The sequence below is a fragment of the Xanthomonas nasturtii genome (assembly GCF_023337365.3).
GTDB classification, from domain to species: domain Bacteria; phylum Pseudomonadota; class Gammaproteobacteria; order Xanthomonadales; family Xanthomonadaceae; genus Xanthomonas; species Xanthomonas nasturtii.
In genome coordinates this window covers 743,021-765,058 of sequence record NZ_CP142084.2, presented here as the reverse complement: position 1 = coordinate 765,058, position 22,038 = coordinate 743,021, and the positions used below count along the sequence as shown (strand labels likewise).

Below are 22,038 nucleotides of genomic sequence, written 5' to 3'. Positions count from 1 at the left end.
GGCACCGCAGCGAGGGAATTGGGCATTTTAGCGCCCCGGGCCGTTGCCTGCCCGTGCGGCTGATGGTGAGCACTTGCCGGCCGGTCAATCCGGGCGCCGGCTGAGGACACTGGGCCTGTCACTGGCCGGGACGGCGCGAACCTGATGCGGCAACCGCAGATGGCGTGACGTATGCCGCCCGTGCGCAGCATGCAGGCACCTGCGGACCGGCCGCCAGGTGATTGCCGGATCGTCTAGACCACCGGATGGCTGCGTGGGTTGTCATGCCCGTCGCGCACCAAACGGCGGCCGCCGGAAAACTTGGCGCGATACATCGCCGCGTCGGCGCGGCGATACAGCTCGGTGGCATCCAGGCCCTGCTCGCACACCGCGCTACCGGCGCTCACATGCAGCGGCGCCTCGTCGGCATCTTCGCGTTCGAGCATCGACAGCCATTGATTGAGCTTGAGCGTGGCCTCGTCTTCGCTGGCGTGTACGCCGATCAGGAATTCATCGCCGCCCCAGCGCCCGACCCAGTCCTGCGCGCCCAGCCAGCCGTAGGCCGATTCCACCAGCCGCACCAGCACACGGTCGCCGGCCAGATGCCCGAAGCGGTCGTTGATCGTCTTGAGGTTATCCATGTCCAGCACGAACAACACGAACGGCCAGCCTTCGCACTGCGCGGAGGTGACCGAATCCAGCATCGCCTGCTCGCAGCCGCGCCGGTTCAACGCCTCGGTGAGCGAATCGAACAAGGCGTGCTTTTTGAGATCGCGCATGCCGGCGTCGATACCGCGCAGGCTGCGATTGATACCGCGCAGAAGACGCCCCAACTCGTCATCGCCATGCTCGGGCAGCGTGGGCAGGCGTTGATCGGCGTAATACGCATCCAGCGCGTCGGCGGCGATGCGCAGCGGTGCGAGCAGGCGATACAGCGCCGATAACGTCAGCGCGGTGCCGGCCAGCGTGGCCAGCAATGCCACGATCACCACCGACCACAGCGGGCGTCCGCCCAACTCGCTTTGCGATGCCAGCCAGACGATCAGCAACAGCAGCGGCAGATGAATGCCGACAAAGGTCACCGCCAGCAGCTTGGCGCTGAAGGAGCGAGGAAACACGCGCGACAGCCCTGCGTACAAGCGCATGCACGTCTCCAGCGAAAGATGGCCTAGTGTCGCCGACCATTCGTGGAGCCAACGCGACGAGAGTCTCAAAAGTTTGTCGGCAGACGCAGGTGCGCAGGTGGCGATGGCGATGGCGATGGCGCGGCAAGCGAACACAAGCGCAATGTGTGTGCGGAGATCTCCGGCGCGCTGCACGCCGGCGCAGACGCGCAAATCACCCCGCGCCGGATCAATCTCAGATCTTGTAGCCGGAATGGATCGCCACGATGCCGCCGGTGAGGTTCTTGAAGTGGCAACGCGCAAACCCGGCCTCGCCCATCATGCCCTTGAGCGATTCCTGCGGCGGATGCTTGCGGATGCTTTCGGCCAGGTACTGGTAGCTGTCGGCATCGCGCGCGAACAACTGGCCCAGCTTGGGCAGGATCCTGAACGAGTGGAAGTCGTAGATCGGCTTGAACCAATCGGCGGTAACTTCGGAAAATTCCAGCACGCGCGCCTGTCCGCCCACCTTCAGCACGCGGTACATCTCGCGCAGCGCGGCGTCCTTGTCGGTGACGTTGCGCAGACCGAAGGAGATGGTCACCAGGTCGAAGCTCTGGTCCGGGAACGGCAGTGCTTCAGCGTTGCATTGCACATAGTCGAACCCGGACACCAAGCCGCGGTTGGTGAGCCGGTCGCGGCCCACCGACAGCATGCCGGCGTTGATGTCGCCCAGCACCACCGCGCCCTCGTTGCCGACGCGCTCCTTGAGCAGCACGGCGATGTCGCCGGTGCCGCCGGCCAGGTCCAGCACGCGGTCGCCCGGCTTCACCTGCGCGGTCGCCACGAAGTAGCGTTTCCATGCGCGGTGCACGCCCAGACTCATCAGATCGTTCATCAGGTCGTAGTTGCGCGCGACCGAGGTGAACACTTCGCCGACCAGCTTCTGCTTGTCCTTGGCAGCGACATCGCGAAAGCCGAAATGGGTGGTACCGGAGGTATAGGGGGATTCGCTCATGGGCGTATTATCGCACTGCTGACACCACCGTGACCGCAACCGGACCACAATCGCGATCTCAACTGCAACTGGCCCCTGCGAGCATTCAGTGCGCGACAAGTACGTCCAGCGCGACTGGCAACCCCATGAGAAACCCACCCTGCCGGGGTCAGCCTCCACGCCGCTGCACCCCACCCGGCGGCGCATCCAGTACGGGCTGGTGGGCGTGGTGGTGGCGCTCACCGGTGGGCTGAGCAACGCGCTGGTCACCGCCAACCTGACCTATCTGCAAGGCACCCTGGGCGCCTCCACCACCGCAATGGCCTGGCTGCCGGCCGCCTACGTGATGACCAACATGTCGGCCAACCTGTTGCTGGTGAAGTTTCGCCAGCAGTTCGGGTTGCGCCGGTTCACCGAAATTTTTCTGGCGCTGTACGCGCTCATTGCCTTTGCGCACCTGTTCGTGCACAGCCTGAGCTCGGCGATCACCGTGCGTGCTGCGCATGGGCTGGTGGGCGCGGCGCTCAGTTCGCTGGGCCTGTATTACGTGATCCAGGCATTCCCGAACAAATACCGGCTCAAGGCGGTGGTTTTGGGCCTGGGCATGACCCAGCTGGCGTTGCCGCTGGCGCGGGTGTTCTCCACCGACCTGCTGGAATTTGGCGAGTGGCAGGGCCTGTACCTGTTCGAGTGCGGGCTGGCGGTATTCGCGCTGGCCTGCGTGCTGGCGCTCAAGCTGCCGCCAAGCGACCGCTATCGCGTGTTCGAGCCATTGGATTTCCTCACCTTCAGCCTGTTTGCCGCCGGCGCGGCCGGCCTGGCTGCGGTGCTCTCGCTCGGACGCTTGTTGTGGTGGACCAGCACGCCATGGCTGGGCGTGGTGCTGGCGGCCTCCATCGTGCTGCTGTGCACGGCCGCATGGATCGAGCACAACCGCCGCAACCCGATGATCAACACGCGCTGGCTGGCCAGCGGCGACATGCTGCGGCTGGGCCTGGCGATCCTGTTGATCCGGCTGGTGCTGTCCGAACAGAGCACCGGCGCGATCGGCTTCTTCCAGACCCTGGGCCTGGCCAACACGCAGCTGCAGACCTTGTTCGCGCTGATGCTGATGGGCGCGGTGGTGGGCGTGGCCGCCAGCGCGTGGCTGATCAACCCGGCACGGGTGGCCGAACATCTGATCATCGCCGTGGCGGCCATCTGCACCGGTTGCTTCATGGACGCCGACGCCACCAGCCTCACCCGGCCGGAGCAGATGTACCTCAGCCAGTTCCTGCTCGCCTTCGGCAGCACGTTTTTCATTGGCCCGGCGATGGTGGCCGGGCTTGGCCGGGTGATTGCGCAGCCCGGCAACCTGATCAGTTTCATCGTGCTGTTCGGCATGGCACAGAACATGGGCGGCCTGCTCGGCAGCGCCCTGCTCGGCACGGTGCAGGTAGTGCGCGAGAAATACCATTCCAGCCAGTTGGTCGAGCATCTGGTACTGACCGACCCGCAGGTGGCCGCACGCGTGCAGGCCTATGCCAGCGTGTACGGCCGCAGCATCGGCGACCCGGCGCTACGTCAGGCCCAAGGCATACGCACGCTGGGCGGCATCGCCACGCGCGAAGCCAACGTCCTGGCCTATAACGACGTGTTCCTGTTGATCGGTTGCATCGCCATCGCCACCGGCGTGTGGATCCTGTCCGTGCTGGTGTGGCGCCGCTATCTGCGCCCACCGGTGTCGCCCCCTGCTCCTGCCCCCACTGCGCGCCCATGAATACACCAGCAGAGTCTTCCCCGCTTGCCGACCGCCAACGTCGTCGCCGTCGCATCGCCGGTGTGGTCGGCTTCGGCGGGCTCGCACTGATCGGCGTATTGCTGGTGCTGTATGCATGGCGGCTGCCGCCGTTCGTCAGTGCGATCGAACGCACCGAAAATGCGTTGGTGCATGGGCAGATCACGGTGATTGCCCCGCAGGTGAGCGGCTATGTCACCGAAGTGCCGGTGCAGGATTTTGCACACGTCACGCGCGGCCAGTTGCTGGCACGCATCGACGACCGCATCTACGCCCAGCAATTCGAACAGGCCAAGGCGCAGGTGCAGACTGCGCAGGCCAATCTTGCCAACTGGGACCAGCAACGGCATAGCGCCGAGGCAACGATCGCCGAGCAGCGTGCGGCGCTGAGCAGCAACCAGGCCCAGCGCGACCGCACCCGTTCGGCCTATGCACGCACGCAACAGCTGGCCAGCCAGCAACTCGTATCCGAGCAGGATCGCGACACCGCCTTCGCCGCACGCGCGCAGGCCGATGCCGGCGTGGCACAGGCACGCGCCGCACTGCAGGCTGCCGAAGAAAACGCACGCAGCGTCACCGTCAACCGCGCCGCGCTGGAAGCGGCGGTGGCCAATGCTCAGGCCGCCGTGCAGCTGGCGCAGATCAACCTGGACAACACGCGCATCCTGGCCCCGCGCGACGGCCAGCTCGGTCAGCTTGGCGTGCGCCAGGGCGCCTATGTCACCAACGGCACGCAGCTGATGTCGCTGGTACCGGACACGCTGTGGGTCGTGGCCAATTTCAAGGAAACCCAGATGGCGGAGATTCGCGTGGGCCAGCGCGCCAGCTTCACCGTGGACGCGCTGGACAACGCGCGCCTGCACGGCCGCGTGCAGGAGATTTCGCCGGCCGCCGGTTCGGAATTCAGCGTGCTGCCGGCCGATAACGCCACCGGCAATTTCGTCAAGATTGCCCAGCGCATTCCACTGCGCATCAGCGTCGACCCGGACCAGCCGCTGGCACCGCGGTTGCGGCCAGGCATGTCGGTGGTGGTGGCGGTCGATACCGATAGCGCCGCCGACTGAGCGCTGTTGCCGCCATGCGGTCGGCGAATCATCAGGCAGACGTGGACGGTATCGAGAGCCCGGGTCTGGTTCCGGGCGATGCGTCCATGCGCCAATCGCGCTGACCTCGCAAGTGGCGCTCGTCTGCCCGCCGCTCGCAGACGATGCCGTTATCATGCGTCGATGCCCTCCCCACCGACGCTTCCTTTGCACTGGCAGCAGTTGCGCTTTGCGCAGCTGAGCACCATGCAGCTGTATGCGCTGCTGCGGCTGCGCACGGACGTGTTCGTGGTGGAGCAGCACTGCGCCTACCCGGAGCTGGATGGCAAGGATATCGATCCCGGTGTGCTGCACGTGCTGGGCAGCAGCGACACCGCCGAGCTGGCTGCCTACCTGCGCGTGCTGCCGCCGGGGCTGAGCTATCCCGAACCCAGCATCGGCCGCGTGGTCATCGCTGCCGCGTATCGCGGTACCGGACTGGCGCACACGCTGTTGCGCGAAGGTATCCGCGTGCTGCACGCACACTGGCCCGCTAGCGCCATCCAACTCGGCGCGCAGGCGCATCTGCAATCGTTCTACGCAGCACATGGGTGTGCGCCCGCATCCGCGCCGTATCTGGAAGACGGTATCCCCCATCTCGACATGCTGCGCCCTGCCGGCGCGGCCCCTTTGGAGCTTGCATGATCACCACCCCCGACTACCGCGCCCTGCTCGACACCGCCATTGCCGAGGCCCGCCAAGGGCTGGCCGAAGGCGGCATCCCGATCGGTGCCGCGCTGTATCACAACGACGGGCGCCTGCTCGGCTGCGGCCACAACCGCCGCGTGCAGGAAAACGATCCGTCCGTGCATGGCGAAACCGATGCCTTCCGCAAGGCCGGCCGTCAGCGCCGTTACAAGGACACCATCATGGTCACCACGCTGGCGCCGTGCTGGTACTGCAGCGGACTGGTGCGTCAGTTCAATATCGGCACGGTGGTGGTGGGCGAATCGGTCACCTTCCAGGGCGGCATCGCCTGGTTGCGCGAGCATGGCGTCAACGTGATCGATCTGCAGAGCCAGGAATGCATCGATCTGCTGGGTGGCTATATTTCCGCCAATCCGGATGTGTGGAACGAGGATATCGGCGAGGATTGAGATCAGCGCTAATGCAGTTACGCAGCCGTACGCTGTGACAGGCAACGAGCAATACCACTTCGCGATTGGCGCTGCTGTTTAGCCTGAGTCACAGTGCAGATCTACCCCAAGGCAGTCTCGGCCACAGTGCATGCTGCAAACAAAAAGACCCGCCAATGGCGGGTCGTTTTGATCCGTGCGCACGTTGCCGTGCAACGCCGTCAGAGGATATAGCGGCTCAGGTCCGGGTCCTGCACCAGCTCGCCCAACTGTGCGTCTACGTAGGCCGCGTCCACAGTGACGCTCTGCCCATCGCGGTCCGGCGCCTCGTAGCTCAACACGTCGAGCAGACGCTCCAGCACCGTGTGCAGGCGACGCGCGCCGATATTTTCCTGGCGTTCGTTGACCTGCGCTGCGATCTCGGCAAGACGATCCACCGCATCGGAGGCGAACGTCAGCGACACGCCCTCGGTCTGCAACAAGGCCTCGTACTGCTTGATCAACGCCGCCTTGGGCTCGGTGAGGATGCGCACGAAGTCGGCCTTGGTCAGCGCGGTCAATTCCACCCGGATTGGGAAGCGGCCCTGCAATTCGGGAATCAGATCGCTGGGCTTGGCCAAATGGAACGCGCCCGATGCAATGAATAGGATGTGGTCGGTCTTGACCGTGCCGTACTTGGTCGACACGTTGGAGCCTTCCACCAGCGGCAGCAAATCGCGCTGCACGCCTTCGCGGCTGACATCGCCACCGTTGGAGCCGGCTTCGCCGCGCTTTGCCACCTTGTCGATCTCATCGATGAACACGATGCCGTGCTGTTCGCAGGCCTCGATCGCCGCGGTGCGCACGTCGTCTTCGTTGACCAGCTTGCCGGCCTCTTCTTCGATCAACAGCGGGCGCGCGGCCTTGATGGCGAGCTTGCGCTTCTGCGACTTGCCGCCACCGATGTTGGCGAACATCTGCCGCAACTGCTGCCCCATTTCTTCCATGCCCGGCGGGGTCATGATGTCCATGCTGGCATTGACGGCCACTTCCAGTTCGATTTCGCGCTCGTCCAGCTCACCGTTGCGCAACATGCGGCGGAACTTGATGCGGGTTTCGTTGTCCTGCGACGACGGCTCGTTACGTGCCGCTTCCGGGTCGAAACCAATACCGGCAGCGCGGCGCGGCAGCAGCGCATCCAGGATGCGGTCTTCGGCGCGTTCTTCGGCCTGGTTGCGCACACGCACCTTGGCCTGCTCGCGATACAGCTTGACCGAGGTGTCGGCCAGATCGCGAATGATCTGCTCCACGTCCTTGCCGACATAGCCCACCTCGGTAAAGCGCGTGGCTTCGACCTTGACGAACGGCGCATTGGCCAGCGTTGCAAGCCTCCGCGCGATTTCGGTCTTGCCGACACCGGTGGGGCCGATCATCAGGATGTTCTTGGGCATCACTTCGTTGCGCAGTTCTTCGGGCAACTGCATGCGGCGCCAGCGGTTACGCAGCGCGATGGCAACCGCGCGCTTGGCGTCGTGCTGGCCAACGATATGACGGTCGAGCTCCTGCACGATTTCGCGCGGAGTCATGGTAGCGGTATCGATATTAGACATTGGGGAATCGAGAATTGGGAAAGGGGAATCGCAGAAGCAGACATCCAGAGCCTATGTCGTTGGAGTGGAAACGAAACCGCTGTCGCGATTCGCGCTTCCCCACTCCCGATTCACAGCTCTTCAACCACCACATTGCGATTGGTGTAGATGCAGATATCGCCTGCGATATTGATTGCTTCAACGGCAATCGTCTTGGCATCCAGCGCGGTGTGCGCGAGCAGCGCGCGTGCGGCGGACAAGGCGTACGAGCCGCCGGAACCGATGGCGATGATGCCGTCTTCCGGCTCGATCACATCGCCGGTGCCGCTGATGATCAGCGAGGTTTCCTTGTCGGCCACCGCAAGCAATGCTTCGAGCTTGCCCAGGCGGCGCTCGGTGCGCCAATCCTTGGCCAGCTCCACTGCGGCGCGGGTCAATTGCCCGTGCTTGTCGAGCTTGGCTTCGAACAACTCGAACAAGGTAAACGCATCGGCGGCTGCACCGGCGAAACCGGCCAGCACCTGACCCTCGCGCCCGAGCCTGCGCACCTTGCGCGCATTGCCCTTCATGACCGTATGGCCAAGGGTGACCTGGCCATCGCCAGCGACGGCGACATGCCCACCACGTCGAACCGAAATGATGGTGGTGGCGTGAACGATATTGGGATTCTGGCTGGGGTCCATGGGTCCTCCGGGGGTTTCCAAAGAGGTGGGGACGCCCCTGCCGGGTTCAAGCGCGCTGCGGCGAAGCGATGTGCAGACACGACGCTGAGAAGCGACGCGACGCATACGCTGCAGCGTCCCCGGACGCGCACAAAGCACTCGATCCGAAAGCAAGCCATCTAGCCCCTCTCCCGCCGGGAGAGGGGTCGGGGTGAGGGTACGGCCGCCAGCTTCGGTTGCACTGCGCAGTCAACGACGTCTCTGCGCGGCGATATCTCGACAGCCAACACCACAACGTAAACAATCTCGGCTCAAAGCCCCTCACCCCGGGAGAGGGGCTTTGAGCCACTTCTCCATAACGCGCCCGCCGCTCTATCAGCCGCATCAGCCAATCATGCGGCGATGTAGCTGACATCGCGCAAACGCACCTGCTCACTCAGTCGCTTTCTTGCGCTTCGCGCGCGGATGCGCGGCGTCGTAGACCTTGGCCAGATGCTGGAAATCCAGATGCGTATAGATCTGCGTGGTGGCGATGTCCGAATGGCCAAGCAATTCCTGCACGCCGCGCAAGTCGCCGGACGATTCCAGGATATGGCTGGCAAAACTATGCCGCAGCATGTGCGGGTGCACGTCCTTGAACATGCCCTGGCGCACCGCCAATTGCTTGATGCGGATCTGCACTGCGCGTTGCGAAATCGCACCGCCCGCCCGGCCTGGGAAAACGTGCGTGTCGGCGCGTCCAGCGCTGTCACGCCGCCACTCGCGCAACGCAGTGATTGCATGCGAGCCCACCGGCACCAGACGCTGCTTGCCGCCCTTGCCGAGCACCATCACCAGGCCGCTGTCCAGATCCAGGTCGCGCCAGCACAACGCGCACAATTCGCTCAGGCGCAGGCCGGACGAGTAGAACAGTTCCAGCAGCGCGCGATCGCGCAGGCCCAGTGGTGCATCGGTCGGCACTTCCACCAGACGCACGGCTTCGTCGGCGTCCAGCACTTGCGGCAACTTGCGCGGCGCCTTGGGTGCGCGTAGCGCCGCCGCCGGGCTGGCCGCAATGCGACCATGCTTGAGCAACCAGGCGTAATAACTGCGGCAGGCCGACAGGCGGCGCTGCAGGCTTTTGGGCGACAACCCGCGCCGATGCTCGGCCGCGACGAACTGCCGCAAATGTGCGCTGTCGAGCAGTGCACTGTCGCGTGGCATGGCATCCTGCTGCGTGCCGTCTTGCTGGTTCTGCCCGGCCGTCCAGGCCACCAGGGCCGCAAGATCGCGCCGATACGCGTCCAGCGTGTGCGCCGACACCTGCCGTTCGACCTGCAGGTAGGTCAGAAATGCGTCGACCGATGACACGTCAGCGTTCCCGATAGCGCGGCATGGATGGCGTTTTCTGCTCGCAGGTGTGGTCTTGCGACACACACGCAGACCTCATGCCTCGCAGGTGCAGAGATGCAAATTCTCCGACCGCCACCACCTCACGCCCCTCGCCGCAGACGCAGCGGCACCACCATCGGCAGCGTGCCGCCAATCCGGGTGCGCGCAGCAGCCCGCATCACGCGTGGAAGCGTTGCAACGCCACGCTCAGCGATTCGCCCATCATGCGCAGGAATAGCGTACCCATGCCGGGATAGAACCGGTTGGCGTCGCTGCTGCCCACCGCGATCAGGCCCATGCCCGGCAGCGGCAACAACGCGGTGGAGTGCACCTCGCCCGCCTGTGCGCCGTAGAGCAGTGCATGTTTTTCAGCCTGCAGGCGGCCGCAAATGGGTTCGCCATCGCTCAGGCAATCGCGGAACGGAGCCAGCCGCGCATCGTCGGTTGCGATGACTTGCAGCCAGTCTGCTTCCAGCGCATCGACCGGCTTGAGCAAGACCAGCCGCACCAGTTCGCCGTTGAAATCTTCCGCCAGCGCGGCCGCCATTGCCTTGAGCGTATCGGCCGCGCTGGTCTGGCGCATCAGCGCAAGCGTGAGTTGATGCGTGCGCACTGCCAGCCGCTCGTTTTCCTGCGCATTGCTGCCCAACTCGTGCAGGCGCCGCGACAGTTCGCGGTTCTTGTCGCGCAGCACTTCCAGTTGGTAGGTGGCCAACGAGGCAGTGGGGCCATCGTCGCGCGGCACCAGCAAGCTCACTGCCAGATCCGGGAACTGCTTGAGGAAGGTCGGGTGACGTCGCAGCCAGGTGGCTACTTCGTGTGCGCCGAATTTGTCCGTGTTCTCGCTCATCCGTTCCACTCTCCATCGAAGACGAACACAGCCGGGCCGGACATCACCACCTGCTCCTGATCGCCGGGCCAGCGAATGCGTAGCTCGCCACCTGGCAAGGACACCCGCACGTCGCGCTCGACGCGGCCGCGCTGCATCAACACCACGGCGGCCGCGCACGCGCCACTGCCGCAGGCCAGCGTTTCGCCGACACCGCGCTCGAACACGCGCAAACGCACATGCGTGGGGTCGACCACCTGCACGAAACCTGCGTTGACCGAATTGGGAAACGCCGCGTTCTGCTGCAGCAGCGTGCCGACGCGCTCGACCGGTGCTGCATCCACCCGCCCGACCTCGACCACCGCATGCGGGTTGCCCATCGACACCGCACCAAAGCGCACGGTCTCGCCATGCACCGGCAGCGCATATTCGTCGCGTGCGTGCGCAAACCCGGCCAGCGGAATCTGCGCAGGCTCGAAGTAGGGCAAGCCCATCGCCACCGCGTAGCAGCCTGCATCGAGGCGTTCGACCGCATGCGCCGTGACCGGGCTGTCGATGACGAAGCGGTCGCCCTGAGCGGTGCCATCGCGCACCAGCCAGGCCGCAACGCAGCGCGCGCCGTTGCCGCACTGGCGCGCGGCCGAGCCATCGGAATTCCAGATGCCATAGGCCGCCACGGCACCTTCGCTGCGCGGCGCTTCGATGGTCAGGATCTGATCGCAGCCGACCCCGAAGTGGCGGTCGGCCAGCTGGGCCGCGAGCGCGGCACCCGGCGGCGGCGTGCCATCGCGCAGGTCCAGCACCACGAAGTCGTTGCCGGCGCCGTGCATTTTGGTGAAACGCAGACGCCCGCTGCGACCGTCAGCGCTCATTGCCGCTGCTAGCGGGCTGGTCGGTGGTGGGCGCGGGCGTGGTGTCGTTGTCCACAGGCGCGGGCGCAGGCGTGGACTCATCCAACGGTTGCGGCGCGTCCGGCGGCTGCGGCACCGGCTGGGCTTCCACCGGCACCGGCTTCTGCGGCATCACCAGCGGACCCTTGTTGCCGCAGGCGGCAAGCAGGACAAAGGTCGCACCAACCAGTGCGAGACGAACAGACGGTCGGGACATGAGGCTCATGGGCCGAAGTATAGCCAGAACGCCGTTACGGCCGTGCGCCCGGGGTGCACTCCGGACACGTGCTGTGTTCAGTGGGCGTCGGGCAACGTGCGCGGCGGCGGCTCGGGGCGCAGCCACAGCCAGATCGCCACCACGACCATGCTGCCGATCGACAGGCACTTGACCCAGAACACCGGCACGCACCACAGCATGATGGCGGCGCACACGCTCATGGTGAGTGTGGCCATCCATTTGGCCTTGCGGCTGACCGCGCGATAGGTCTGCCATTCCACGATCGCCGGCCCGAAGCGCGGATGCGACAGCAGCCAGGTATGCAGGCGCTCGGAACCATGCGACGCAGCCCAGGCGGAGATCAGGATGAACACCGTGGTCGGCAGTCCTGGCACGAAGATCCCCGCGATGCCGGTGGCCAGGCTGGCGTAGGCCAGCAACCACCAGGCCCAACGGAATCGATTCGGTCGCGTCATGCGCAAATGATACGGCCAGAGCGGGCGGTGGTGGTCTCAGCAGCGCGGCCGGGGAGCGCCTGGATGGCTGCGGCCCGCGCTGCCGGCGCGTCGCGTTGAACTGCGCCGCTGTGCCACAGCCTCCCAGCCACAAGCGTCGACGCGGGCTGGGCCGAGCCGAGCGCCGGCAAGTCGCTGGCGATCTTGCCTACTGCGCCTGCCACACTTTGCTTGAAGCTGCTGCCTGGAGCTGCTGCCTGGAGCGATGGCTTGAAGCTCTGGCTTTACAGCGCGATCAAGACATCCAGCAACGCTGGCATCGCGTTGCTGCAGCGTCTTCGCGCAACCGCACCCTCATCTGCCCTTCGGGCACCTTCTCCCGACGGGAGAAGGATTCAAGCCGCAGCCTCGGTTGCGTCGTTTCGCCTTGCAGATCACTTCACGCCCAGCTGATCCAGCACGAACGCATACGACTCGGCCAGCTCGCGATAGCGGCGGAAACGGCCGGATTTGCCGCCGTGTCCGGCTTCCATGTTGGCGCGGAATACGATTGGCTGGGTGCCGGCATTGTCGTCGCGCAGCTTGGCCACCCACTTGGCCGGCTCCCAGTACTGCACCTGCGAATCCCACAGGCCGGTGCCCACGAACAGCGCCGGGTAGGCCTGCTCGCGCACGTTGTCGTAGGGCGAGTACGACAGCATGTAGTCGTAATACTCTTTGTTTTCCGGGTTGCCCCACTCGTCATATTCATTGGTGGTGAGCGGGATGCTGGCATCCAGCATGGTGGTCACCACATCGACAAACGGCACCTGCGCCAGCATCACCCGGTAGTCCTGCGGGGCCATGTTGGCCACCGCGCCCATCAACAGGCCACCGGCGCTACCGCCGGATGCGGCCACGCGGTCCTTGGCGGCATAGCCCTGTGCGACCAGGCCGCGGGTGACGTCGATGAAGTCGTTGAAGGTGTTCTTCTTGTGCAGCAGTTTGCCGTCGTCGTACCACTGCCGGCCCATTTCCTGGCCGCCGCGAATATGCGCGATGGCATACACCACGCCGCGGTCCAGCAAGCTGATCGCCGGCAGATTGAAGGCCGGGTCCATCGAGGCGCCATAACTGCCGTAGGCATACTGGAACAGCGCTGCACTGCCGTCTTTCTTGAAGCCTTTTTTATAGACCAGCGACACCGGCACCTTGACGCCGTCGCGCGCGGTCACCCACACGCGTTCGGTCACGTAGTTGCGGGCGTCGTAGCCGATCACCGGTTGCTGCTTGAGCAACCTGCGCTCGCCGGTCTGGGTGTTGAGCTCGTAGGTAGTCGCCGGGGTGGTCAGCGAGGTGTAGCTGTAACGCAGCCACGCGGTATTTGGCTCGGAATTGACCGACAGGCCCATCGAATACGCAGGCTCATCCGCCTTGACGTATTGCGGTTCCCCGGCAAGCGCCTGCCCATCCTGGTGCGGACTGTTGAACTGAAGGCGCACGCGCTCCAGGCCACCGGAACGTTCTTCGATGGCAGTGAACCCATCGAACAACTCGAATTTTTCGATGTAAACGCTGTCGTCGTGCGCCACCCAACCGGTCCACTGCTTGCGCGTGGTGGCATCGGTGGGCGCGGTGACCAGCTTGAAGTTCCTGGCGTCATCGGCATTGGTGCGGATCACCCAGCGGCCAGCGAAATGCTCGGCGTGGTATTCCACATCGCGCTCGCGTTTGGCCAGCACGGTGAACGTGTCCGGCTTGGCGGCCGGCGCGTAGCGCGTTTCCGAAGAAACCGTGCTTTCAACGGAGATGGTGATGTACTTGTCGTCGCGGGTGCGGCCGATGCCCAGGTAGAAGCTGTCGTCCTTCTCTTCGTACACCAGCACATCGTCCTTGGACGGCGTGCCGAGCACATGCTTTTTCACGCGCACGGTCAGCAGCGTTTCCGGGTCGTTTTCGACGTAGAACAGCGTCTTGTTGTCGTCGGCCCACACCACATTGGCCGACACGCCTTCCACGGTGTCCGGATAGATCTCGCCGGTGTCCAGATTCTTGAAGCGGATGGTGTATTGACGGCGGCCGACAGCATCGTCGGCCCAGGCGAGGATGCGGTTGTCCTGGCTCACTTCGGCATCGCCGACGCTGAAATAGCCCTTGCCCTGCGCCATCTGGTTGACATCGAGCAGGATCTCTTCCGGCGCGTCCATGCTGCCCTTGCGGCGCGCCTGGATCGGATAGTCCTTGCCGGTTTCGAACCGCGTGTAATACCAATAGCCACGCGCGCGGTACGGCACGCTGGCATCGTCCTGCTTGATGCGCCCGACGATCTCGGTATACAGCGTTTCTTCCAATGGCTTCAACGGCGCCATCAGCGCATCGGTGTAGGCATTTTCGGCATTGAGGTAGGCCAGCATCGCCTTGTCTTCGCGCTTGTCGTCGCGCAACCAGTAATAGTCGTCGCTGCGGGTCGCGCCGAACGGCGCCTTGACCACATGCGGGTGCTTGGCGACGTCTGGCGGCGAAGGAGGAGCGGCGAAGGCGGGGGATGTGGTCATCAGGCTGGCGATCAAAAGAGTCAGGACGGGCTTCATCAGATTGGGGTCCGTTGGATGAACGCAATGCCATCCCAGCACCCGAGTGTGGAAGAGCCCGTCGCCGGGCGTCATGTGTCCTAGGTCATGCTGGTCTATCATCTTCGCAATGGACTCAACGCCTTCGCCCGCAGCCGGGTATAGCCGCCGCAGCCAGGACATCGCCCCGTTTCATGTGATGTCGCTGCTGGCCCGCGCCAATGCGCTCGAACAGGCCGGCCACGACGTCATTCACCTGGAAATCGGCGAGCCCGATTTCACCACGGCGGCGCCGATCGTCGCCGCCGGCCAGGCCGCATTGGCGGCCGGCCACACGCGCTATACCGCCGCACGCGGGCTGTCGGCGCTGAGCGAGGCGATCGCCGGGTTCTATGCGCAGCGCTACGCATGCGACATCGATCCGGAGCGGATCCTGGTCACGCCCGGCGGTTCTGGCGCATTGCTGCTGGCCAGCAGCCTGCTGGTGGATCCGGGCAAGCATTGGCTGCTCGCCGACCCTGGCTACCCATGCAACCGGCACTTTCTGCGGCTGGTGGAGGGCGCCGCGCAACTGGTGCCGGTGGGCCCGGCCACCGATTATCAATTGACCCCTGCGCTGGTGGACACCTGCTGGAACGCCGACAGCGTGGGCGCCTTGGTGGCTTCGCCAGCGAACCCCACCGGCAGCGTGCTGTCGCGCGACCAATTGGCCGCGCTTTCGCAGGCGCTGCATGCGCGCGGCGGTCACTTGGTGGTGGACGAGATCTACCACGGCCTGACCTACGGCCTGGACGCGCACAGCGTGCTGGAAGTGGACGACAGCGCATTCGTGTTGAACAGTTTTTCCAAGTACTTCGGCATGACCGGCTGGCGCCTGGGCTGGCTGATCGCACCGCCCGACGCGGTGCCGGAACTGGAAAAGCTCGCGCAGAACCTTTACATCAGCGCATCGACGATTGCCCAGCACGCCGCACTGGCCTGCTTCACGCCCGAAAGCATCGCCATCTTCGAAGCGCGCCGCGCGCAGTTCCAGCAACGCCGCGATTACCTGTTACCGGCGCTGCGTACGTTGGGGTTCGACATCGCGGTCGAGCCGCAAGGCGCGTTTTATCTCTATGCCGACATCAGCAGATTTTCAGACGATGCGCAGGCGTTTTGCGCGCACTTTCTGGAGACCGAACATGTCGCCTTCACCCCCGGCATCGACTTTGGCTTCCACCGCGCCAGCCAGCACGTGCGCATTGCCTACACCCAGAGCCTGCCGCGGCTTGAGCAGGCGGTGGAACGGATTGCGCGTGGGTTGCAGCATTTTTGATGACATGACGCGCGGTTTGTACGGCTTATCGCTATAGCTGCGCTTGGCCGCAGCATCGCTCGATGCGGTCGATAAAAGCAGCTGTTTTCAGGCGCTGCAGTTGTACTTGTGCACTCATGGATGCCCGGTTCTGCGTGTGCCCGTACCCTCATCCGCCCTTCGGGCACCTTCTCCCGGTGGGAGAAGGAAATAACAAAAAAGCCCTGGGCCACTCGGCCCAGGGCCTTGTTCGACACAACCTATTGAAAAAAATCAAGTTGCGGATTTGCGTTCGATCAATACCGCATCAATCCGCCAACCGCTCCCACAGGAAGCTGTACGCCAGCGCTGCCATATGCGCGGCCTGCGCGTTATTGGCCGCACCACCGTGGCCGCCTTCGATGTTTTCGTAATAGGTCACGTCCTTGCCGGCCTCGATCATCTTGGCCGCCATCTTGCGCGCGTGGCCCGGGTGCACGCGGTCATCGCGGGTGGATGTGAGGAAGATCACCGGCGGGTAGGTCTTGTTCGCATCGAACAGGTGGTACGGCGAGAAGGTCTGGATGAATTTCCAGTCATCGGTATCCGGGTTGCCGTATTCGGCCATCCATGACGCGCCGGCCAGCAGGTGGCTGTAGCGCTTCATGTCCAGCAGCGGCACCTGCACCACTACGGCACCGAACAGTTCCGGATACTGGGTGAGCATATTGCCGGTCATCAGGCCGCCGTTGCTGCCGCCCTGCACGCCCAGGTGCCTGGTGGAGGTGATCTTGCGCGCCACCAGATCCTTGGCCACCGCCGCCATGTCTTCATAGGCCTTGTGGCGGTTCTGCTTGAGTGCGGCCTGGTGCCAGCGCGGGCCGTATTCGCCGCCGCCGCGGATGTTGGCCACCACGTACACGCCGCCCTTTTCCAGCCAGGCGCGCCCCAGACCGCCTGAGTAATTGGGCGTCATCGAAATTTCGAAACCGCCGTAGCCGTACAGCAACGTCGGTGCGCTGCCATCGAGCTTCAACGCCTTGGGGCGCACCAGGAAATACGGTACGCGGGTGCCGTCCTTGCTGGTGGCAAAGTGTTGCTCGATGGTGTCCTTGCCGGCATCGAAGAACGCCGGCATGGTCTTGAGCGGCTGCGGTGCAGTGCCCACGTCCACCCACGACAACGTGGTGGGAGTCAGGTAATCGGTGACGGTCAACCACAGTGCGTCGCTGTCGTCGCTGTCCACCGCGCTGACATCGACCGTGCCGAACGCAGGCGCACCGACGAAGGCGCTTTTTTTCCAGCCATCCTGCGATGGGGTGACAACGCTCAGGCGGTTCTTGACGTCTTCCAGCACGTTCAACACCAGATGCGACTTGGTCCACGCCACACCGGCCAGCGAGGTGGTGTCGGTGGGCTCGAACAGCACCTCGATGTTGCGCTTGCCGGCCATGTAATCGTCAAAGCGCGTGGCCAGCAGCGAGCCGGACTTGTAGGTCTTGCCGCCCACCGTCCAGGGCTCGCGCAACTCCAATGTCAGCCACTGGCGCTTGACCGACTTGCTGGCCGAATTGGGCACATCCACCTTGACCAACTTGCCATCGGCGCCCTTGAAATACAGCTCGTCGTTGTAGAAGGCCAGGGTGCGGCTGACGAAGTCGCGCTCGAAGCCGGGCGTGTCGTCGTGCATCGCCGCGATGTACATGTCGGTCGGCTTGCCTTCGTACACCACCGAGGCGGCGCTGAGCGGCGTGCCGCGCTTCCACTGCTTGGCGATACGCGGGTAGCCGGAGCTGGTCATGCTGCCGGCACCGAAATCGGTGAACACATAGACCGTGTCCTGGTCGATCCAGCCCAGCCCACCCTTGGACTCCGGGCGGAAGAAGCCGTCCTTGACCCACTGCTTGCCGGCCAGATCGAACTCGCGAGTGACATCGGCATCGGCGCCGCCGCGCGACAGCGCAATCAGGCAGCGCTGGTACTCCGGGCGCAGGCAATCGGCGCCATGCCAGACCCAGTTCTCGCCCTCGGCCTTGTTGAGCGCGTCCAGGTCGAGCACCGTTTCCCACTTGGGCGCCGGCTTGCGGTATTCGTCCAGCGTGGTGCGCCGCCACAGGCCGCGCTCGTGCTGCTTGTCCTTCCAGAAGTTGTAGTAGTACGCGCCGATCTTCTGCACGCCGGGAATCTTGGCGTCCGAATCCAGCACTTCGCGGATGCTGGTCTCCATCTGCTTGAACGCCGGCGTGGTGGCCAGGCGCGTTTCGGCCTTGGCGTTCTGGGCCTTGACCCAGTCCAGCGGCTTGGCGCCGGTGACATCTTCCAACCAGGCGTAGGGATCGTTGGACACGGCGGTTTCCTCTGCAGAGACGGCGCCAGCGGCGATCAGGCCGGCAACCAGGCAGATCGAGGCGAACTTGGGCATGTATTTTTCCTGAAAAACCAATGCCGGAAAACCTAACACAGCCCTTTGCCCGGCCTCCCCTGCCGAAGGTCAGGCCGCCCGCGCAGGTGTCGCTGTCCGCGAAGCGACACGCCGGCGCTGCGCCTGCGGACCGCGCCGACGCGGCAAGGCCCGCCGCTGGCCCGACCGGGCCAGCGTGGGCAGCGCGAAGCGGTGCAAGCTCCACCAGGCCAGCATCGGCATGCCCACCAGCCACAGCGGCAGCCAGCCGATCCACTCGCTGTGCCCACGCGCGGCCGGCCACACCAGCAACAGCGCCAGGCCAGCGAGGGCGATCTGCCGCACCGGGCGCAGCACCCGCGGATCGGGACGGTCGGAACGAGAGGAAGGACGATGCGACATGGCGGCACTCCGTGGCAGAAGGGATGAAGACAGGCCGGCAGAATTGCCTGCCTCCATCTCACCGATTGCGACCTGGGAGGCGAAAGGTTGAGCCGCGCGGGGTCCGGCGCTGCATGATGTGCTTTGCGGCGGGGATTGGGGATTGGGGAGCGAGGGCTGAGAGTTGGCCGCGCCGGCTTTCAACCTTCTGCAATACCGCCTTGCGCCGCACCGGCCGCGCCAGACCAACGTCCATCGCCCTCCGGCCGGCAACGATCTACTGCCGATGACGCTGTCGCCGACGCCAGACCGGGCCGTTGACGCGAACTTGCCCCCTGCATGCGGTAGTGTGCTGTACCTATTGCCCCTTTGTGATGTTGCGATGCGCCTGACCGTTACGATCGCCCTCGCCTTCCTGCTCGTCCTCGGCCTGCCCGTGGCGCACGCCAAGGACACGTCCACCGCCGAGCCGGCGATCGATCTGTCCAAGATCATGGGCACCTGGTACGTGATTGCGCGCATGCCCAACCCGGTCGAGCGCGGCCACGTGACCAGCCGCGACGAGTACACGCTGGTCGAAGACGGCAAGGTGGCGGTGCGCTATCTGTACCGCGACGGCTTTGGCGAGCCGGAAAAGGAAGTCAGCGCACGCGCGTCGGTGGATGCAGACAGCGGCAATCGCGATTGGCGGGTGTGGTTCTACAAGGTGATCCCGGCCAAGCAGCGCATTCTGGAAATCGCACCGGATGGCTCATGGATGTTGATCTCCTATCCGGGACGCGATCTGGCCTGGATCTTCTCGCGCAAGCCGGACATGAGCCTCGACCAGTACCGCGCGCTGGTCAACAAGATGCGCGACGACTATTCCATCTACACCGACAAACTCAAGCGCGTGCCGCAGCTGCGCGAGCAGGTGGACCGCCTGGGCTTTGAAGTGCCGAACAAGCGCTGAGCCAGCGCTGCCGGTACGCTTCGACGGCTTGGCCACGCACTTGGCGTGCAAGCGTCATCGCGCAGGCGCCGGTGACCAGCGCTGTGCGAGCGGCAAAACCGTCGGCAGTGCACCTGCGGCGAATAGAGTGCTCGCCAGCCTGCATGCCGCTGAAGACCGCACCACATGCGCGCAAGACAAACGTGCGGACGCGGCCAGTTCGGCTCAGTCGTAATTGCTCAGCGCCAGCGACAACAACGCCTTGGCCTGTTCGCGCAGCGAGATGGGCTCGACGATCTCCGCATCCGAGCCGTAATGCAGCACGTCCATCAGCAACTCGCGCGAATTGCTGTACGGCAATTTGAGCTCGTAACGGCCATCGGGCAGGAACCGCCCCTGCTGCTTGGAATGCCAGTGCTCGTCGGCCACCCAGCGCGCGGCCTTGGCGCTGAACACGATGGTCGCCCAACCCTTGGGCGCACCGGAAAAAATGCCGTAACTGGCGGCAAGTTGTTCGTCCAGTTCGCTGTCGGGCACATCGCGCGGCGCGGTCTCGAGCAGGCGCGCGTGATTGATGCGGTCCACCGCAAAGCTGCGCACGCCGTCGCGGCCGTGGTCCCAGGCATCCAGGTACCAGTTGTCGCGGTAGTGGGTGATGCGCTGCGGCGACACCGTGCGCTTGGTCGATTCGTCGGTGGAGCGCGCGCGGTAATCGAAGCTCAGCTGCTTGCGCTCCAGCACGCCCGAGGCCACGGTGCGGAAGCTGGCTTCGTCCAGCTTGCGGCCGCGGTGCGGAATCACCCGTACCCGGTCCACCGGCCATTGCGACACGCCGGCCTGCGCAGCCAGCAAGCCTTCGATACGTTGCTGCAGCGGCGCCAGCATCGAGGACAGCACCCCGCCACCGGTGCGCGCGAGCAATTGCTGCGAGGCCAGCAGCGCGTGCAGTTCTTCCGAGCTCAGCCACAGGCCGGGCAATTCGAAGCGATCGCTTTCGCCGGAGAGATAGCGGAAGCCGGATTCGCCGTCGCCTTCCACCGGCGCCATCAGCGCATCGCGCAGAAACGCCAGGTCGCGGTACACGGTTGCACGGGAACAGCTCAGCTCATCCTGCAGCCGCGCCACCGTGACCGGGTAGCGTGCCGACTTGAGCAAGCGATGCAGGGAGTTGATGCGTTCGTAGCGGTCCATGCGTCGATTATGTCCGAGTCTTTGCGCGACGGGGTGAGCGTCGCCGTCAGGGGATTGGGATCGGGGATTGGCGACAGGGCCAGGTTACGTCCGGGGCAGGTGCGTGGTCTGTCGTGTCGGTCGCAACATCCACCCAGCAGCATCCACGCGTGTCGCCGTCGCCGCTTGCACGCACGCAACTCGGCAGGTCGCTCTGCGCCACGCCACCTGCGGCGCCCGAACCACCACCGCCGGTTGCCATCTGCACGCAACCTCCCGGGTCACTGCGATCCCGCCACGTCGCGCACCCGGATCTCTCTTGCCGCCGCCAGTTTGCACGCCACCTGCCAGAGCGCTCCGGCCCAGCCCGCTTGCCGACCGAACCCCCAATGAAGCGCGGCGTTCATCCGGTTATGACGTGCCGCACAGTCCGTTATCATGAAATCGCTTTCACCCCTGCCCTGTCCCTCAAAGCGAGCCGCCCATGTCCCGCCGTGCCCCGTTGTCTGCCCTGTTGCCGCTGTTGTTGATCACGCCCGCCGTGTGGGCCCAGGCGGTCGCACCGGCGCCGGCAGACCCGGCCGCAGCGCTGATGCCCTCGCCCTGGGGCGGTAGCAGCGGCGAGCTTGGTTACGCCGCCGCGCACGGCAACAGCACCACCGACAGCCTCAATGGCCGCGTGCGCCTGCGCTACACCGACGGCGACTGGATCCACAGCCTGGATGCCACCGCGCTGCGTTCGAGTTCGGAATACACCAACACCAACGACGACGGCAGCACCGAGCGCGAGCGCCAGACCACCGCCGAGCGCTACACCGGCAGCGTCGGCAGCGCCTTGCAGCTGGGCGAACACCGCCAGCTCACCGCCACCGGCCGCTACGAACACGATGACTTCGCCACCTACGACCGGCTGGCCACCTTCGGTATCGGCTACGGCACGCGCCTGATCAACGCCGATCGCTTTTATCTGGACGCGCAGGTGGGCCCGGGTGTGCGCCGCGCGCACAACAGCGACGAAGACCGCAACGAGACCGGGCTGATCGGCCGTGGCCTGTTCGACCTGAAATACACCGTCACCGACAACACCGATCTGATCAACACGCTGCTGGTGGAATCGGGCGAATACAACACCTATGCGCAGAACGACTTCGGCGTACAGGTCAGCATGAACTCGCATTTCGCGCTCAAGGCCGCCTGGCAGATGCGCCACAACAGCGAGGTCAGCGACGGCGACAAGAAGACCGACACGCTGACCACGGTCAACCTGGTCTATACCTTCAAGTAAGAGCAGCTACCAGAACGTCGGAACGCACTGCAGGTCGTCAGC

At 64.9% G+C, this 22,038-nt stretch carries 20 protein-coding genes; 7 read left to right on the top strand and 13 right to left on the bottom strand.

Features of this window, described 5'->3' with window-relative positions; genetic code table 11:
* Positions 1–233: 233 nt before the first annotated feature.
* Together M3O59_RS03230 and ubiE are read right to left on the bottom strand one after the other, a co-directional pair.
* The gene (locus M3O59_RS03230) at positions 234–1,124 is read right to left on the bottom strand and encodes a GGDEF domain-containing protein (RefSeq protein ID WP_064633034.1); all 891 of its coding nucleotides are present in this window, start codon (positions 1,122–1,124) and stop codon (positions 234–236) included.
* Between the two features lie 214 nt (positions 1,125–1,338).
* On the bottom strand, positions 1,339–2,100 hold the full coding sequence (ubiE, locus tag M3O59_RS03225; RefSeq protein ID WP_116905062.1) for a bifunctional demethylmenaquinone methyltransferase/2-methoxy-6-polyprenyl-1,4-benzoquinol methylase UbiE: 762 nt from the start codon (positions 2,098–2,100) through the stop codon (positions 1,339–1,341).
* Between the two features lie 88 nt (positions 2,101–2,188).
* Here ubiE and M3O59_RS03220 point away from each other — a divergent pair, with 88 nt between their 5' ends.
* The 4 genes from M3O59_RS03220 (at position 2,189) to M3O59_RS03205 (ending at position 6,035) form a co-directional block, all read left to right on the top strand.
* Positions 2,189–3,838, top strand: a complete 1,650-nt coding sequence (locus M3O59_RS03220) for an MFS transporter (RefSeq protein ID WP_064633036.1) — start codon at positions 2,189–2,191, stop codon at positions 3,836–3,838.
* Positions 3,835–4,920, top strand: a complete 1,086-nt coding sequence (locus tag M3O59_RS03215) for an HlyD family secretion protein (RefSeq protein WP_064633038.1) — start codon at positions 3,835–3,837, stop codon at positions 4,918–4,920. Before M3O59_RS03220 ends, M3O59_RS03215 begins: the two co-directional genes overlap by 4 nt.
* Before the next feature lie 162 nt (positions 4,921–5,082).
* Positions 5,083–5,583, top strand: coding sequence for a GNAT family N-acetyltransferase (locus tag M3O59_RS03210; RefSeq protein ID WP_116905063.1), 501 nt, complete (start codon positions 5,083–5,085; stop codon positions 5,581–5,583).
* Positions 5,580–6,035, top strand: a complete 456-nt coding sequence (locus tag M3O59_RS03205; protein WP_003482760.1) for a nucleoside deaminase — start codon at positions 5,580–5,582, stop codon at positions 6,033–6,035. Before M3O59_RS03210 ends, M3O59_RS03205 begins: the two co-directional genes overlap by 4 nt.
* Positions 6,036–6,235: 200 nt before the next feature.
* Here M3O59_RS03205 and hslU read toward each other — a convergent pair whose 3' ends face one another.
* From hslU to M3O59_RS03165, 8 genes are all read right to left on the bottom strand, one after another.
* On the bottom strand, positions 6,236–7,603 hold the full coding sequence (hslU, locus tag M3O59_RS03200) for an ATP-dependent protease ATPase subunit HslU (RefSeq protein ID WP_116905064.1): 1,368 nt from the start codon (positions 7,601–7,603) through the stop codon (positions 6,236–6,238).
* Between the two features lie 110 nt (positions 7,604–7,713).
* Positions 7,714–8,265: an ATP-dependent protease subunit HslV gene (gene hslV / locus M3O59_RS03195; protein ID WP_116905065.1), complete on the bottom strand. Its 552-nt coding sequence runs from the start codon at positions 8,263–8,265 to the stop codon at positions 7,714–7,716.
* Positions 8,266–8,676: 411 nt separating this feature from the next.
* A complete protein-coding gene (gene xerC / locus M3O59_RS03190; RefSeq protein ID WP_064632505.1) occupies positions 8,677–9,594 on the bottom strand; it encodes a tyrosine recombinase XerC in 918 nt (305 codons plus the stop codon).
* A 199-nt stretch (positions 9,595–9,793) separates the two neighbouring features.
* Positions 9,794–10,465, bottom strand: a complete 672-nt coding sequence (locus tag M3O59_RS03185) for a DUF484 family protein (protein WP_181920447.1) — start codon at positions 10,463–10,465, stop codon at positions 9,794–9,796.
* Positions 10,462–11,316, bottom strand: coding sequence for a diaminopimelate epimerase (gene dapF / locus M3O59_RS03180; protein WP_064632501.1), 855 nt, complete (start codon positions 11,314–11,316; stop codon positions 10,462–10,464). The genes M3O59_RS03185 and dapF overlap by 4 nt, the downstream gene beginning before the upstream one ends.
* The gene (lptM, locus tag M3O59_RS03175; RefSeq protein ID WP_116905068.1) at positions 11,306–11,560 is read right to left on the bottom strand and encodes an LPS translocon maturation chaperone LptM; all 255 of its coding nucleotides are present in this window, start codon (positions 11,558–11,560) and stop codon (positions 11,306–11,308) included. The genes dapF and lptM overlap by 11 nt, the downstream gene beginning before the upstream one ends.
* Before the next feature lie 68 nt (positions 11,561–11,628).
* Complete coding sequence (locus M3O59_RS03170; protein WP_116905069.1) at positions 11,629–12,027, bottom strand: YbaN family protein; 399 nt, start codon at positions 12,025–12,027, stop codon at positions 11,629–11,631.
* Between the two features lie 413 nt (positions 12,028–12,440).
* Positions 12,441–14,576: a S9 family peptidase gene (locus tag M3O59_RS03165; protein ID WP_147308439.1), complete on the bottom strand. Its 2,136-nt coding sequence runs from the start codon at positions 14,574–14,576 to the stop codon at positions 12,441–12,443.
* 109 nt (positions 14,577–14,685) lie between these two features.
* On the opposite strand from M3O59_RS03165, the gene M3O59_RS03160 reads away from it, so the two are divergent.
* Positions 14,686–15,870: a pyridoxal phosphate-dependent aminotransferase gene (locus M3O59_RS03160; RefSeq protein WP_116905072.1), complete on the top strand. Its 1,185-nt coding sequence runs from the start codon at positions 14,686–14,688 to the stop codon at positions 15,868–15,870.
* Positions 15,871–16,156: 286 nt separating this feature from the next.
* Here the strand turns inward: M3O59_RS03160 and M3O59_RS03155 are convergent, their stop codons facing one another.
* Both M3O59_RS03155 and M3O59_RS03150 read right to left on the bottom strand, forming a co-directional pair.
* Positions 16,157–18,250 carry a prolyl oligopeptidase family serine peptidase gene (locus M3O59_RS03155; protein ID WP_116905073.1) on the bottom strand — a complete coding sequence of 698 codons (2,094 nt, stop codon included), beginning with the start codon at positions 18,248–18,250 and terminating at the stop codon, positions 16,157–16,159.
* Positions 18,251–18,319: 69 nt separating this feature from the next.
* The gene (locus tag M3O59_RS03150) at positions 18,320–18,631 is read right to left on the bottom strand and encodes a hypothetical protein (RefSeq protein ID WP_116905074.1); all 312 of its coding nucleotides are present in this window, start codon (positions 18,629–18,631) and stop codon (positions 18,320–18,322) included.
* Between the two features lie 361 nt (positions 18,632–18,992).
* Between M3O59_RS03150 and M3O59_RS03145 the strand changes: the two genes are divergently transcribed.
* Positions 18,993–19,562, top strand: coding sequence for a lipocalin family protein (locus tag M3O59_RS03145; protein ID WP_064632487.1), 570 nt, complete (start codon positions 18,993–18,995; stop codon positions 19,560–19,562).
* Positions 19,563–19,766: 204 nt separating this feature from the next.
* Here M3O59_RS03145 and M3O59_RS03140 read toward each other — a convergent pair whose 3' ends face one another.
* On the bottom strand, positions 19,767–20,732 hold the full coding sequence (locus M3O59_RS03140) for a helix-turn-helix transcriptional regulator (protein WP_064632485.1): 966 nt from the start codon (positions 20,730–20,732) through the stop codon (positions 19,767–19,769).
* Positions 20,733–21,195: 463 nt separating this feature from the next.
* Here M3O59_RS03140 and M3O59_RS03135 point away from each other — a divergent pair, with 463 nt between their 5' ends.
* Complete coding sequence (locus M3O59_RS03135) at positions 21,196–21,996, top strand: DUF481 domain-containing protein (protein ID WP_064632483.1); 801 nt, start codon at positions 21,196–21,198, stop codon at positions 21,994–21,996.
* Positions 21,997–22,038 lie beyond the last annotated feature (42 nt).

Bases quoted from the DNA above. Each gene is read 5' to 3' on its own strand.
- M3O59_RS03230 (WP_064633034.1), bottom strand. From the start codon at position 1,124: ATGCGCTTGTACGCAGGGCTGTCGCGCGTGTTTCCTCGCTCCTTCAGC.
- ubiE (WP_116905062.1), bottom strand. From the start codon at position 2,100: ATGAGCGAATCCCCCTATACCTCCGGTACCACCCATTTCGGCTTTCGC.
- M3O59_RS03215 (WP_064633038.1), top strand. From the start codon at position 3,835: ATGAATACACCAGCAGAGTCTTCCCCGCTTGCCGACCGCCAACGTCGT.
- M3O59_RS03210 (WP_116905063.1), top strand. From the start codon at position 5,083: ATGCCCTCCCCACCGACGCTTCCTTTGCACTGGCAGCAGTTGCGCTTT.
- M3O59_RS03205 (WP_003482760.1), top strand. From the start codon at position 5,580: ATGATCACCACCCCCGACTACCGCGCCCTGCTCGACACCGCCATTGCC.
- hslU (WP_116905064.1), bottom strand. From the start codon at position 7,603: ATGTCTAATATCGATACCGCTACCATGACTCCGCGCGAAATCGTGCAG.
- hslV (WP_116905065.1), bottom strand. From the start codon at position 8,265: ATGGACCCCAGCCAGAATCCCAATATCGTTCACGCCACCACCATCATT.
- M3O59_RS03185 (WP_181920447.1), bottom strand. From the start codon at position 10,465: ATGAGCGAGAACACGGACAAATTCGGCGCACACGAAGTAGCCACCTGG.
- dapF (WP_064632501.1), bottom strand. From the start codon at position 11,316: ATGAGCGCTGACGGTCGCAGCGGGCGTCTGCGTTTCACCAAAATGCAC.
- lptM (WP_116905068.1), bottom strand. From the start codon at position 11,560: ATGAGCCTCATGTCCCGACCGTCTGTTCGTCTCGCACTGGTTGGTGCG.
- M3O59_RS03170 (WP_116905069.1), bottom strand. From the start codon at position 12,027: ATGACGCGACCGAATCGATTCCGTTGGGCCTGGTGGTTGCTGGCCTAC.
- M3O59_RS03165 (WP_147308439.1), bottom strand. From the start codon at position 14,576: ATGAAGCCCGTCCTGACTCTTTTGATCGCCAGCCTGATGACCACATCC.
- M3O59_RS03160 (WP_116905072.1), top strand. From the start codon at position 14,686: ATGGACTCAACGCCTTCGCCCGCAGCCGGGTATAGCCGCCGCAGCCAG.
- M3O59_RS03155 (WP_116905073.1), bottom strand. From the start codon at position 18,250: ATGCCCAAGTTCGCCTCGATCTGCCTGGTTGCCGGCCTGATCGCCGCT.
- M3O59_RS03150 (WP_116905074.1), bottom strand. From the start codon at position 18,631: ATGTCGCATCGTCCTTCCTCTCGTTCCGACCGTCCCGATCCGCGGGTG.
- M3O59_RS03145 (WP_064632487.1), top strand. From the start codon at position 18,993: ATGCGCCTGACCGTTACGATCGCCCTCGCCTTCCTGCTCGTCCTCGGC.
- M3O59_RS03140 (WP_064632485.1), bottom strand. From the start codon at position 20,732: ATGGACCGCTACGAACGCATCAACTCCCTGCATCGCTTGCTCAAGTCG.
- M3O59_RS03135 (WP_064632483.1), top strand. From the start codon at position 21,196: ATGTCCCGCCGTGCCCCGTTGTCTGCCCTGTTGCCGCTGTTGTTGATC.